Source organism: Pseudomonas sp. NPDC089395 (genome assembly GCF_044749525.1).
Taxonomy (GTDB): Bacteria; Pseudomonadota; Gammaproteobacteria; order Pseudomonadales; family Pseudomonadaceae; genus Aquipseudomonas.
This window is the reverse complement of the sequence record NZ_JBIVID010000005.1, coordinates 18,823-31,162: the sequence shown is the minus strand read 5'-3', so window position 1 is coordinate 31,162 and position 12,340 is coordinate 18,823. Positions and strand designations below refer to the sequence as shown.

13 protein-coding genes are annotated in these 12,340 nt (G+C 64.4%); 8 read left to right on the top strand and 5 right to left on the bottom strand.

What is annotated here, in order from left to right; translation table 11 throughout:
- Positions 1-132 precede the first annotated feature (132 nt).
- The 5 genes from ACIPZG_RS12955 to ACIPZG_RS12935 all read left to right on the top strand — a co-directional run bounded on the left by ACIPZG_RS12955 (position 133) and on the right by ACIPZG_RS12935 (position 5,064).
- On the top strand, positions 133-627 hold the full coding sequence (locus tag ACIPZG_RS12955) for a sigma-70 family RNA polymerase sigma factor (RefSeq protein ID WP_400714181.1): 495 nt from the start codon (positions 133-135) through the stop codon (positions 625-627).
- On the top strand, positions 624-1,550 hold the full coding sequence (locus ACIPZG_RS12950; RefSeq protein ID WP_400714178.1) for a FecR domain-containing protein: 927 nt from the start codon (positions 624-626) through the stop codon (positions 1,548-1,550). Before ACIPZG_RS12955 ends, ACIPZG_RS12950 begins: the two co-directional genes overlap by 4 nt.
- A 195-nt stretch (positions 1,551-1,745) precedes the next feature.
- Entirely contained in the window at positions 1,746-4,073 is a 2,328-nt protein-coding gene (gene fecA, locus ACIPZG_RS12945) for a TonB-dependent Fe(3+) dicitrate receptor FecA (RefSeq protein ID WP_400714176.1), read from the top strand.
- A gap of 227 nt (positions 4,074-4,300) precedes the next feature.
- Entirely contained in the window at positions 4,301-4,648 is a 348-nt protein-coding gene (locus tag ACIPZG_RS12940) for an HPF/RaiA family ribosome-associated protein (RefSeq protein WP_016395445.1), read from the top strand.
- 125 nt (positions 4,649-4,773) lie between these two features.
- Entirely contained in the window at positions 4,774-5,064 is a 291-nt protein-coding gene (locus ACIPZG_RS12935) for a DUF3509 domain-containing protein (RefSeq protein WP_400714173.1), read from the top strand.
- A 2-nt stretch (positions 5,065-5,066) separates the two neighbouring features.
- On the opposite strand, the gene ACIPZG_RS12930 is transcribed toward ACIPZG_RS12935, so the two are convergent.
- Positions 5,067-5,537, bottom strand: a complete 471-nt coding sequence (locus ACIPZG_RS12930) for a phosphate-starvation-inducible protein PsiE (RefSeq protein ID WP_008096673.1) — start codon at positions 5,535-5,537, stop codon at positions 5,067-5,069.
- A 227-nt stretch (positions 5,538-5,764) separates the two neighbouring features.
- Between ACIPZG_RS12930 and ACIPZG_RS12925 the strand changes: the two genes are divergently transcribed.
- Complete coding sequence (locus tag ACIPZG_RS12925) at positions 5,765-6,028, top strand: YebG family protein (protein ID WP_008096675.1); 264 nt, start codon at positions 5,765-5,767, stop codon at positions 6,026-6,028.
- 45 nt (positions 6,029-6,073) lie between these two features.
- On the opposite strand, the gene ACIPZG_RS12920 is transcribed toward ACIPZG_RS12925, so the two are convergent.
- Positions 6,074-7,093: a Glu/Leu/Phe/Val dehydrogenase family protein gene (locus ACIPZG_RS12920; protein ID WP_043273873.1), complete on the bottom strand. Its 1,020-nt coding sequence runs from the start codon at positions 7,091-7,093 to the stop codon at positions 6,074-6,076.
- Between the two features lie 124 nt (positions 7,094-7,217).
- Between ACIPZG_RS12920 and ACIPZG_RS12915 the strand changes: the two genes are divergently transcribed.
- Positions 7,218-8,024, top strand: a complete 807-nt coding sequence (locus tag ACIPZG_RS12915; protein WP_400714170.1) for a SirB1 family protein — start codon at positions 7,218-7,220, stop codon at positions 8,022-8,024.
- Here the strand turns inward: ACIPZG_RS12915 and maiA are convergent.
- Genes maiA through hmgA form a run of 3 tightly spaced genes read right to left on the bottom strand, consistent with a single transcriptional unit; the run spans position 8,018 to position 11,260 of the window.
- The gene (gene maiA, locus ACIPZG_RS12910) at positions 8,018-8,650 is read right to left on the bottom strand and encodes a maleylacetoacetate isomerase (RefSeq protein WP_400714167.1); all 633 of its coding nucleotides are present in this window, start codon (positions 8,648-8,650) and stop codon (positions 8,018-8,020) included. The genes ACIPZG_RS12915 and maiA overlap by 7 nt on opposite strands.
- A gap of 12 nt (positions 8,651-8,662) precedes the next feature.
- Entirely contained in the window at positions 8,663-9,955 is a 1,293-nt protein-coding gene (gene fahA, locus ACIPZG_RS12905) for a fumarylacetoacetase (RefSeq protein ID WP_400714164.1), read from the bottom strand.
- 3 nt (positions 9,956-9,958) lie between these two features.
- A complete protein-coding gene (gene hmgA / locus ACIPZG_RS12900) occupies positions 9,959-11,260 on the bottom strand; it encodes a homogentisate 1,2-dioxygenase (RefSeq protein WP_400714161.1) in 1,302 nt (433 codons plus the stop codon).
- Positions 11,261-11,373: 113 nt separating this feature from the next.
- On the opposite strand from hmgA, the gene ACIPZG_RS12895 reads away from it, so the two are divergent.
- Positions 11,374-12,156, top strand: a complete 783-nt coding sequence (locus tag ACIPZG_RS12895; protein ID WP_400714158.1) for an IclR family transcriptional regulator — start codon at positions 11,374-11,376, stop codon at positions 12,154-12,156.
- Positions 12,157-12,340 lie beyond the last annotated feature (184 nt).

Sequence of the window (12,340 nt, the reverse complement as noted above, 5' to 3'; positions counted from 1 at the left end):
TGATTTCAATTCTCACAAGCAAAGACTGCCCGTCGCGCTTTCGCGAGGACGGATTGCCGAGAACATTCAGCCCCACTACAATGCGAACAATTCTTACTACCAGTTGCGCTACGCAGGCGCCGGAGTATCTCGGTGCCCAGCGCCCTCTCTTCCACGGTCGAAGGTCTCTACCACGCCCATCACAACTGGCTGACCGGCTGGCTGCGCCGTCGCCTGGGTTGCCCGCACAGCGCTGCCGACCTGGCGCAGGACACCTATGCGCGCCTGCTGCAGGCTCGCGAGGCACCGCAGCTGATCGAGCCGCGCGCTTTTCTCGCCACCGTGGCCAAACGCGTACTTTGCAACCACTTCCGCCGCCAGGAGCTGGAGCGCGCCTACCTTGAAGCCCTGGCCCAGGTCCCGGAAAACGTTGCCCCGAGTGAAGAGCAGAAGGCGATCATCTTCGAGACCCTGCTGGAGCTCGACCGCTTGCTCGATGGCCTGCCGCCACTGGTCAAACGCGTGTTCCTGCTGGCCCAGGTCGACGGCATGGGCCAGACCGAGATCGCCCGCGAGCTGGACATTTCGCTGGCCACGGTCAAGCGCTACCTGAACAAGGCAGCCCTGCGCTGCTACTTCGCCCTGTGAACATGTCGTTCTCGGCGCAAGTCGCCGAACAGGCCGTGCACTGGCTGATCGAATCCCAGGGCGACAACTTCGATCTAGCCCAGCAACAGGCGCTGCAACGCTGGCTGCTGGCCGACCACGAGCACCAGCGCGCCTGGGCGCATATCCAGCAGGTCAACCAGCGCTTGCGCGGGGTCGCTTCTCCGGTGGTGCACGCCACCCTGCAAGCCCCACCATCGGCCGCCCGACGTCGTGCGCTCAAGGCGCTATTGCTGTTCGGTGTGGCCAGCGCCACCGGCCTGGGGCTGCAGTCGCACAATCCGCTCCCCGGATTGATGGCCGACTACCGCAGCCCCGTGGGGCAACGGCGGCGCCTGCAGCTGGACGATGGCAGCCTGCTGCAACTCAATACCCGCAGCGCCGCCGATGTGCGCTTCGATGGCCAGCAGCGCCTGGTACGGCTGCTCGAGGGCGAACTGGCGCTGGAGGTGGCCGGTGATTCACGCCCGCTGGTACTGCGCACCGATGAGGGCGCCCTGGAACTGGACAGCGGCCGTTTCAACGTGCGGGTTTTCGAAGGCTTCAGCCTGGTGTCGGTGTTCAGTGGCACGGCCCGTTTCGCAGGTCAAGCGCTGCGGGCCGGGCAGCGGGCCCGTTTCGGCGCGCACGGCTGGCAGGCCATCGCGCCGCTCGATCGCAACAGTGGCGCCTGGGTCGACGGCATGCTCGTGGCTGCGCAGATGCGCCTGGTGGATTTCCTTGCCGAGCTTGGCCGTTATCGCCAAGGGCAACTGGGGTGCAGCGAGACGGTTGCGAACCTGCGGGTTTCCGGCTCCTACCCGCTGGATGACAGTGAGCAGATCCTGCACATGCTTGAAGTGGCATTACCGGTACGGGTGCGACGCTTCACCCGGTACTGGGTGACCGTTGAAGCGCGGGTGTAGGAGCGGCCTTGTGTCGCGAAAGGGCTGCGCAGCAGCCCCAGGATTACAGCGGCGCTACACATTGCTGGGGCTGCTGCGCAGCCCTTTCGCGACACAAGGCCGCTCCTACATGAAAAATTTTCCCAATCGGTTGAGCCACTTTTCCAACCTCGCGTGACAGAGAAGGCAGACCCCCTTCCTACAGGACCCTTCTCGATGTTCCAGCGCCCTACCCCGCTCGTCCACGCCCTGCTGCTGGCCACCAGCCTCGGTCTAGCCACACCTGCCCTGCAGGCCGCCGAGGCACGCACCTACCACATCGCCGCAGGCTCCCTGGAAGATGCCTTGAACCAGTTCGGGCGCGAAAGCGGCGTGCTGATCTCGTTCGGCTCGCAACTGACCCAGGGCCTGAATACCCAAGGCCTGGATGGCCAATACGATGTCGCCCAGGGCCTCGATGCGCTGTTGCGTGGCAGCGGCCTGCAAGCGCGGCAGGAAACCGACAACGCCTTCAGCCTGCAGCCTGTAGCAACCCCTGCCGCGCCAGCGGCCGTGGAGCTGGGCGCCTCGACCGTGGTTGGCGACTGGCTGGCCGATGCGCGCCAGGACAACGTCTTCGAGCACCCCGGCGCGCGCGACGTGGTGCGCCGTGAGGCATTCGAACGCAGTGGCGCGACCACGGCGCGCGAAGTACTCAACCGTATTCCCGGGGTCAACGCCCCAGACAACAACGGCACCGGCAGCCACGACCTGGCACTGAACTTCGGCATTCGCGGCCTCAACCCGCGCCTGGCCTCGCGCTCCACCGTGCTGATGGACGGCATCCCGGTGCCCTTCGCGCCCTACGGCCAGCCGCAGCTGTCGCTGGCACCAATCAGCATGGGCAACATGGACGCGGTGGACGTGGTGCGCGGCGGCGGTGCCGTGCGCTATGGCCCGCAGAACGTCGGCGGGATCGTCAACTTCGTCACCCGCGCCATTCCCGAACAGGCGACCTTCAAGGCCGCCATGCAGAACCAGCTCAGTCCGTCCTCCAGCCAGGACGGCCTCAAGAACAGCGCCAACCTGCTGGTCGGTGGCACCAACGACAATGGCCTGGGCGGTGCATTGCTGTACTCGGGCGTGCGCGGCAGCGACTGGCGCGAGCACAGCGACACGCAGATCGACGACCTGATCCTCAAGGGCAAGCTGCAACTCGACGACGCCAACAGCCTGCATGCCATGGCCCAGTACTACGAGGGCGAGGCGCAGATGCCCGGCGGCCTGAGCACGGCCGACTTCGACGCCGACCCGTACCAGTCGACGCGCCTGAAGGACAAGTTCTGGGGCCGCCGCACGCTGTTCAACCTCGGCTACGACTACAAGCAGGACGACCGTCAGTTCAGCGTCAACAGCTTCTTCACCAAGACCCTGCGCAGCGGCTACCTGGACCAGGGCAGCTTCGTTTCGCTGTCGCCACGCGAATACTGGGTTCGCGGCATCGAGACACGTTTCTCGCAAGGCCTGGCCCTGGGCGAGAGCTGGCATGAACTGGGCATCGGCTACCGCTACGTCAACGAAGCCGGTCACGAACTGCGCTACCGCGAGCCGGTCAACGGCGACCTGCCCACCACCGCCAGCCGCAACGACCGCGACACCCGTGGCAGCACCGAAGCCCATGCCATCTACCTGGATGACCGCATCGACATCGGCCGCTGGACCATCACCCCGGGCATCCGCTACGAGATGATCGACTCCGAGCAGAGCAACAAGCTCAGCGGCCAGCGCTACCAGGGCAGCTACAACACCGCCCTGCCGGCGCTCAACGTGATGTACCACCTGACCGACAACTGGAACCTGTACGCCAACACCGAAGGCTCGTTCGGCAGCGTGCAGTACAGCCAGATGCCCAACCGTGTCAGCAGCGGCGAGGTCAAGCCGGAAAAAGCACGCACCTGGGAGGTCGGTACCCGCTACGACAACGGCGACCTGCAAGCCGAGATCGGCGCGTTCCTGATCAACTTCGACAACCAGTACGAAAGCAACCAGACCAACGATTCGGTGATCGCCCGCGGCGAGACCCGCCACCAGGGCATCGAGACCAGCGTGCGCTACGCCCTCGACGGTCTGAGCCCTGCGCTGGCCGGCTTCGACGTACATGCCAGCTACGCCTTCGTCGACGCCACCATCCGCGAAGACGGGCCGAACAAGGGCAACCAGGTGCCGTTCTCGTCGCGGCACAAGGGCAACCTGGGCGTGGGGTATACCGAGGGGCCGTGGCAGTTGAACCTCGATGGCAGCTTCCAGAGCAGCCAGTACGCGGACAATGCCAACACCAGCGCCGAAAGTGCCGACGGCAGCACCGGGCGCATCCCGGGATACATGCTGGTGAGCACCCGCGCCGGGTATGACTTCGGGCCGCAAGTGTCGAACCTGAAGGTTGCTGTGGGGGTGAAGAACCTGTTCAACCGTGAGTACTACACGCGCTCGTTCGATGACAACAACAAGGGCAAGTATGTGGGTGAGCCGCGGACCTTGTATGTGCAGACTTCGGTTGAGTTCTGAGCGGGGGGCATGACTGAAGTTTTGTAGTGTTGCGTAAATCGAGCGCCGCGCGGGCGGCGCTCGATCTCAAACTCACCACCCCCCTCCCGCCTTGCACATTTATTTTCAAAAAGGGGTTGAAATCATTCCTCGGTTGCCTGACCTTAGAGTCAAGAGGCGAAGAAATTCCAGGTCCCTCAAGGGCCTAGGCACGCCTCCATGCGAGCAAGCTGAATAAGGATTGAATCATGCAAATCCAGGTCAACAGCAGCAACCATATCGAAGGCAACATCCGTCTCAACGAGTGGGTCCGCAGTACGCTGGAAGCCACACTCGAACGTTACGAGGAGGACCTCACCCGCATCGAGGTGCACCTGCGCGACGAGAACGGTGCCAAACCCGGTCCGCATGACAAACGTTGCCAGATGGAGGCTCGCCCCAAAGGCCACCAACCGATTTCCGTGACCCACACCGCCACCTCGCTGGACCAGGCAGTCGACGGTGCCGCCAGCAAGCTGAACAATGCGCTGGAACACTTCTACGGCAAACTGCGCAGCAAGCGCGGCGTCCTGGAGCTGAGTGACCCCGACGCCTGATACACGCCCATGAACAACAACGCCCGGCTAATGCCGGGCGTTTTCGTTTGCGCCGATCAATGGCCCTGAACCATCCTGGCAGATGCCGGGTCAACTTCTGCAGTCCTTCTTTGCAGACCCCAAGCATGAACAACCCATTCGAGCAGATCAGCGCCGCCTTCGCCCCCGAGTACCGGATCAACCTGAGCATCGAAAGCCTGGACGGCAGCATCATGCTGACCCTCTCCGACGATGCAGGCGTCGCCGCCAAGCGCCTGATCAGCCAGGCCCAGCGCAACGACCCGGTGCGCCTGCAGCGGGTCATCGACAGCATTCGCCTGGGCCTGGCCATCGAGCTGGGGCAGAACCCCTTGCAGGTTCTGGCCGCGCTGACCCGCGACCCACGCCACGCACCCAGCCACTTCAGGGCCAACTGAGCCTACTTGCCGTCTTCCACTTCCTTGCCATTGGCATCCAGCACCTTGGTCGACGGGTAGCGGTAGGAGGCGTAGCGCACTACCAGAATCGCGAAGGCCAGCAGCAGGATGCCGCCGCACACATACAGAAGGCCCACGTCCGGCGCCTTGTGGTGCGAGACGTCGCCGATCAGCAGGCGCGTCAGTGCCGTGATCGCCACGTAGAGCAGGAAGCGGATCGGCATGTGGTTGGTCTTGAAGTAGATCCCGACCATCGCCCCCAGCTCCAGGTAGATGAACAGCAGCAGGATGTCATCGACGCTGACTCCGCCCTTGCCGAGCATGTCGAGGAAGGTCACCACCGCCGCATAGGCCGTGATCGCGCCGATGCCGAACAGCGCCAGGTAATGAAACCCCTCGACACACAGATTGCCCAGCGAATCGGCCGAGCCATGCAACCCTTTGCGCAGCTTTTCAGCCCATTTGATGTTCACGATGTCCAACTCCCCGATACGACCTGAAGGATGATGCGTCATCACTGTGACGCTTGTGCCATGCAGTTAAAGGGCCAGGCCCTCGCCTTGGAAGGCGACCGATTGCCGCAAGGCACCTGTAAGCCAGGCTTTTTTGCGGCAAGGCTTGCGCCTGAAGCGCCATGCCATTACTGTATGCGCATACAGTAATCGAATAACCCAACCGCAAAAAGGCACAGAGGTGATGAATGGCCGTCGAAGTGGTGTACCGAAGCAGCCGCGACCCGGAGCGCTTGTTCATGGATAAGGCCGAAGCAGATCGTCATGACAAGATGCTCGAACTGGCCGAGCGCCTGGCCGAGGTGTTGCAAAAGGCGGTGCCTTCGCTGACCGAGCAGCAAGTCGAGGAAGCGGGTATCTACATGGCCAAGAACCGCGATGTGTTCGCCCGGGCGTTCAAGAGCCAACCGGATGCCCTGGCGGAGCTGCTCGAAGCCAACGCAGCCGAGTGACTGTGGGGCACTGTGGGGTGGGTCCGCGAAGCGGCCGACGAAGCATCAGCCGTACAGCAACCGCTCCGCCAGCATCTGCGCCACCCGCGCCGGCGAGCGCTTCTCGGCCTGGGCATGGGCGAACACTTCGGTCAGCCGTGAGGGAATCCGTGCCAGGTGCGCCGTGATGGTGCCAAGGTCTTCCCCACGGTGCGTCATCGCCACGTAGATCAGCCCGCCAGCATTGATCACGTAATCCGGTGCATACAGAATCCCGCGGGACTCCAGCTGGTCCGCCACCTGCAACGTGGTCAGCTGGTTGTTCGCCGCCCCCGCCACTGCTGCGCAGCGCAGTTGCATCACGCTCTGGCCAGTGAGCACCGGCCCTACGCCGCAGGGCGCGAAAATATCGCAGGGGGTGCTGATCAGCGCGTCGTTGGTCACCGGATGGGCGTTGAACTGCTCTACCGCCAGGCGCACCCGGCCAGGGTCGAGGTCACTCACCAGCAGTTCCGCCCCCGCCGCGTGCAACTGCTCGGCCAGCGCGTAACCGACATTGCCCAGGCCCTGCACCGCCACCCGCAGCCCTTCGAGGTTGCCGCTGCCCAAACGCGCCTGGGACGTCGCACGGATGCCGGCGAACACGCCCATGGCCGCATGCGGCGAGGGATCGCCCGAGGCTGTGGTGCTGGTGACATGGGGTGTACTCTGGGCGATGCAGTCCATGTCCACCGTCGAGGTGCCGCTGTCCACGGCAATGATGAAGCGCCCGTGCAGGGTATCGATGAAACGGCCAAAGGCCTCGAACAACGCGGCGCGGTTTTCCACATGGGGGTTGCGCATGATCACGGCCTTGCCGCCGCCCAGCGCCAGCCCGGCCAATGCCGCCTTGTAGCTCATGCCCTGGGCCAGGCGGATGGCATCGGTCATGGCGCTCTCGTCATCGGCATACGGCAAGTAGCGGCAACCGCCCATCGCCGGGCCCAGGTGCTCGCTGTGAATGGCCACCACGGCCTTGAGGCCGGTAGGCGGGTCGATGAACAGGTGCAGCGACTGGGTACGGGTGCTTTGCATCAGCGCGAACATCGGCGGGCTCCCCATCGAGGTGCTCCTACCAGTATAGGCACGCGGCCATACCTGGCGCTGCGGGCGGACCACTGGACGAAACACGGCGCCAGAGCTAATACTCAAACGTGTGTGGAGAAGCCCGATGAACCCACGTAAAGCCTGTCTGGCCTGCATGGAATGCGAGCCTGTCGCCCTGCTGGAAGCCGCCTTGTGGATTGCCGTCGAGCACGATCGAAAGGTCGAGCCCGCAACCTCTCTTGCAATAATCCAGGACCTGCAACGTGAGATCAGCGCCAGGCTGCCGATGCTGCCCGTGTGCGAACTGGCCCAACCCCTGCTGCGTCAGTTGAATGCGCTGGGTTTCCAGCAGGACGAATTTCATCCGCTACGCCCGCAGGCGGCGCTGTTGGACAAGGTGCTGCATCGTCGCCGAGGCCAACCGCTGGCACTGGCCATCATCACCCTGGAGCTGGCCCAACGCCTGTCGATCCCGCTGGAGGGTGTGGCGTTCCCGGGGCACTTCCTGCTTCGCGTACCCGGTGCCGATCATCTGCTCGACCCTTGTGGTGGCCGGCGTCTGTACCCCAATGATTGCCGCGAATTACTGGCACGCCAGTTCGGCCCGCATGTGCCGCTCACCGCCGAGCACTTGCGCACGGCAAGCCCGGCGCAGATGCTCCAGCGCCTGTCGCGCAACCTGCGCCAGCTGCACATCAGCAACGACAACCACCTGGCCGCGCTGGTCGATGCCGAACGGGTCATGCAATTGGGACCCGTGCAGGTCAGCGACTACATGACGCGTGCGTCCTTGTACCAGCACCTGGAATGCCCACAGGCCGAGCGATTCGACCTGGAGCATGCGTTGCTGCTGACCGAAGACCCGGCCCAGCGCCTGAAGCTGTCCGAACGCATCGGCAAGCTTCCGGCCCAGAACCATTCGATTCACTGAGTGGGGGTGTCCACCTGGCAGGAGGGATGCGCCTTGACGAATGCCGGGTGCCCGGCGGCCAGTGCCGCGACCCGACAAATACGTGGATAACCGTCAAGGTCGATGTTGAAACGCTCGGCCGCATACAGCTGCGGGATCAGGTAGACATCCGCCAGGCCCGGCTGCTCGCCGAAGCAGAAGCCCTGGTCGCCAATCAGTTGTTCCACCGCGGCCAGGCCCTGGCCGATCCAGTGGGCAATCCACTGGTTGACCTGCCCCTCGTCATGCCCCAGCTGGCGCAGCTGGTTGAGCACACTGACGTTGTGCAGTGGGTGCACATCGCAACCGATGATCGCCGCCACCCCACGCACCTTGGCCCGCGCCTCGGCGCCTGTGGGTAACAGCGCAGGCTGTGGATAAACCTCCTCCAGGTACTCGATGATCGCCGGCGACTGCACCAGCAGTTCGCCGCCATCGGTACGCAGGGCCGGCACCCGGCCCTGCGGGTTCAGCGCCACATAGTCGCCGCCGCGTTGCTCACCCTTCAGCAGGTTGACCGGCAGGGCCTGGTAATCCAGGCCCTTGAGCGCCAGGGCGATGCGCACCCGATAGGACGAGGTGGAACGGTAATAGGTATAAAGCTCCATGGCCCTGCCCCCTCAGTTGGCTGCGACGATCTTGCCGCGGCATTCACCGAAGCCGATGCTGGCCACGCCGTCGCCCAGACAACGGGCGCGCAGGATGATCTCGTCGCCGTCTTCGAGGAACTTGCGCAGCTCGCCACTGGCCAGCTCGACCGGCTGCTTGCCGCCCACGGTGGTCTCCAGCAGGCTGCCGAAGGCATCGGGGGTCGCACCGGACAAGGTGCCCGAACCGAACAGGTCGCCTGGCTGCAACTGGCAGCCGTTGACGCTGTGGTGAGCGATCAGCTGCGCCACGGTCCAGTACATGTTCAGGGTATTGCTCAGCGCCAGGCGGTGGGCGGGCAAGCCTTGCTCGCGCATGCGCTCGGTGAGCAGCAGCACTTCCAGTTCGATATCGAACGCACCGGTCGCCTGGTCACGCTGATCCAGCAGGTACGGCAGCGGTTGCGGGTCACCCTCAGGGCGTGCCGGCTGGGCACGGCGGAAGGGCTCCAGCGCTTCGGCAGTCACCACCCAGGGCGAGATCGAGGTGATGAAACTTTTCGACAGGAACGGGCCCAGAGGCTGGTATTCCCAAGCCTGGATATCCCGCGCCGACCAGTCGTTGAGCAGGCACAGGCCAGCCAGGTGCTGGTCAGCCTCGGCGATCGGAATGGCCTGGCCCATCTCGTTGCCCTGGCCGATCCAGATGCCCAGCTCCAGTTCGTAGTCCAGGCGTGCACAGGGGCCGAAGCTCGGCTCGGTGTGGCCGGCCGGCAGCGTCTGGCCTTTGGGGCGGCGTACATCGGTGCCCGAAGGACGCAGGGTCGAAGCACGGCCGTGGTAGCCGATCGGTACGTACTTGTAGTTGGGCAGCAGCGGGTTGTCGGGGCGGAACAGCTTGCCGACGTTGGTGGCGTGCTGGATGCCCACGTAGAAGTCGGTGTAGTCACCCACCTTGGCCGGCATGTGCAGCTGGCATTCGCTGGCCGGATACAGCGCCGCGTTCAGCGCAGCCTGGTCCTCGCTGTGCTCGCCCAGCAGCACCAGCAGGCGCTCGCGCAGGGCCACTCGGGCAGTGCGGCCGAGGGCAAAGAAGGCATTCAGCGCGCCGCCACGGGTCGCCTCGACGGCAGCCTTGGCCTGGCCCTCGAACAGCCCGGCAGCCAGCACGGCCTCCAGGTCCAGGATGGCATCGCCGATGGCCACGCCACAGCGCAGCGCTTCGCCCGGGCGGCTGAAGATGCCCAGCGGCAGGTTCTGCAGCGGGAAGTCGCGGTGCCCGTTGGCGTGCTTGACCCAACTACGGGCAATGGCGGTCTGGTTCATCGGTTATCTCCGGTTCGGGTTGAAGGTGCTCGGCAAGGTGGCCCAGCAACTATCGTAGTCGGCCTGCAATTGCGGGCATTCGAGGGCGTGGCGGCTCGGACGCAGCACCTGGCTGGTCTCGAACATGAAGGCCATGGTGTTGTCGATCTTGTGCGGCGCGAGGTCGGCGGCGATGGCTTTTTCGCAGGTGTCGGCATCGGGCCCATGGGCGCTCATCACCCCGTGCAACGAGGCGCCTCCCGGCAGGAAGCCTTCGGCCTTGGCATCGTAGGCACCGCTGATCAGGCCCATGAACTCGTTCATCAGATTGCGGTGGAACCACGGGGGGCGGAAGGTGTTTTCCGCCACCATCCAGCGCGGAGGGAAGATCACGAAGTCCATGTTGGCCAGGCCGTGCACACTGCTCGGCGAGGTGAGGACGGTGAAGATCGACGGGTCCGGGTGATCGAAGCTGACCGTGCCAAGGGTGTTGAAACGGCGCAGGTCGTATTTGTAGGGCACGTTGCTACCGTGCCAGGCGACCACGTCCAGGGGCGAATGCTGCAGCTCGCAGGCCCAGTGCTCGCCCAGGAACTTCTGCACCAGTTGCATCGGGCCTTCGGCTTCTTCGTAGTGCGCCACAGGGGTGAGGAAGTCGCGCGGGTTGGCCAGGCCGTTACTGCCGATCGGGCCCAGGTCCGGCAGGCGCAGCGGCGCGCCATGGTTTTCTGCGAGGTAACCACGCGCCTGGCCATCGAGCAGCTCGACCCGGAACTTCATGCCCCGCGGGATCACCGCAATCTCCAGCGGCTCCACCACCATCACCCCAAGTTCCGTGGCAATGCTCAGGCGACCTTGCTCGGGCACCAGCAGCAGCTCACCATCGGCGTTGAAGAAAACCCGGTCCATGGAGCGGTTGGCGCAGTAGATGTAGATGCTCACCCCCGCCGGCTTTTCAGCGGCCGAATTGGCCACCATGGGCAACCAGCCTTCGATGAAATCGGTGGGCTCACCGGGGATCGGTTGCGGGTTCCAACGCAGGCGGTTGGGGGTAATCGCGCCCAGCGGGCCGACGAGCGGCTGGCGCTCCAGGCGCTCGAAACGCGGGTGCAGCGCTGAGGGACGGATGCGGTACAGCCAGGTGCGGCGCAGCTCGCTGCGGGCCATGGTGAACGCCGTACCCGACAGCAGCTCGGCATACAGCCCGTAGGGGGCCTTCTGCGGTGAGTTCTGCCCGATGGGCAATGCGCCGGGCAGGGCTTCAGAGGCGAATTCGTTGCCGAAGCCGCTCAGGTACTGAAGGTCGGGGGACGTGTCGTGGTTCATCGATGCCTCCGGGTTTTGTTTTTATCGTAATCAAATTACGAATAACGTAATTTGATCGCTGCATGGCGTCAAGCTATAAAGGCGCGACTCGACGAATCGGAACCTCCACCTCCATGGCCAAAGCCAGCTCCCCCACCGACACCGGCAAGCAGAAGGTCCGCTCGGCGGAAGTCGGCACCGACATCCTCAAGGCCCTCGCCGAGCTGTCCCCTTCTACCTCGCTGTCGCGCCTGGCCGAACACGTGCAGATGCCGGCGAGTAAAGTGCACCGCTACCTGCAGGCGCTGATCGCCAGTGGCTTCGCCGAACAGGATGCGGCCACCAACCACTACGGGTTGGGCCGTGAAGCCTTGCGCGTGGGCCTGGCCGCACTGGGCAGCATCGACGTGCTGAAGGTCGCAGCGCTGCCGCTGTCGCAATTGCGCGACGAACTCAACGAAAGTTGCTTTATCGCCGTATGGGGCAACCAGGGTGCGACGGTAGTGAGCATCGAGCCTGCAGTGCGGGCTGTCACCGTGGTCACCCAGATCGGTTCAGTGCTGCCGCTGCTCAGTTCGTCCACCGGGCTGGTGTTCGCCGCCTACCTGCCCGAACGCGAAACGGTGGAGCTGCGCGACCGCGAACTGACCACGCTGGCGCACAGCGCCAGCGACTATGAGCCCGTGCTGGCCGGCATTCGCAAGCAGGGGCTGCACCATGTGCATGGCCTGCTGATGCCCGGTGTGGATGCACTGTCGGCACCGGTGTTCAACGCCATGGGGCAGATCGCCGCGGTGATGACCGTGGTGGGGCCGACGTCGATCTTCCACGCCGATGAACAGGGTCCTGCAGCACAGCGCCTGCTGGCGGCGGCGCGGGATACCAGCTGGCGCATGGGGCACTCGCCACAGCCTTGAGAGGCCCCCTGGACACTGTTGCCCGAAACGTAAAGGTGAATGTCATAAGCGACTATTTTTCCTACAGGATCAAGCGCTTATTCTTAACTCACTGGCCGGCATGAAGGGCATCCCCCCCGCCTTTCAGGCCCGCGAGGTTTCACCGACGTAGATTTTGAAGCTCCTTGATCTAACGTCTCGATTG

Coding starts and splice junctions, on each gene's coding strand:
- fecA (WP_400714176.1), top strand. CDS start 1,746: ATGTTCCAGCGCCCTACCCCGCTCGTCCACGCCCTGCTGCTGGCCACC.
- ACIPZG_RS12940 (WP_016395445.1), top strand. CDS start 4,301: ATGCAAATCCAGGTCAACAGCAGCAACCATATCGAAGGCAACATCCGT.
- ACIPZG_RS12935 (WP_400714173.1), top strand. CDS start 4,774: ATGAACAACCCATTCGAGCAGATCAGCGCCGCCTTCGCCCCCGAGTAC.
- ACIPZG_RS12925 (WP_008096675.1), top strand. CDS start 5,765: ATGGCCGTCGAAGTGGTGTACCGAAGCAGCCGCGACCCGGAGCGCTTG.
- ACIPZG_RS12920 (WP_043273873.1), bottom strand. CDS start 7,093: ATGTTCGCGCTGATGCAAAGCACCCGTACCCAGTCGCTGCACCTGTTC.
- ACIPZG_RS12915 (WP_400714170.1), top strand. CDS start 7,218: ATGAACCCACGTAAAGCCTGTCTGGCCTGCATGGAATGCGAGCCTGTC.
- maiA (WP_400714167.1), bottom strand. CDS start 8,650: ATGGAGCTTTATACCTATTACCGTTCCACCTCGTCCTATCGGGTGCGC.
- fahA (WP_400714164.1), bottom strand. CDS start 9,955: ATGAACCAGACCGCCATTGCCCGTAGTTGGGTCAAGCACGCCAACGGG.
- hmgA (WP_400714161.1), bottom strand. CDS start 11,260: ATGAACCACGACACGTCCCCCGACCTTCAGTACCTGAGCGGCTTCGGC.
- ACIPZG_RS12895 (WP_400714158.1), top strand. CDS start 11,374: ATGGCCAAAGCCAGCTCCCCCACCGACACCGGCAAGCAGAAGGTCCGC.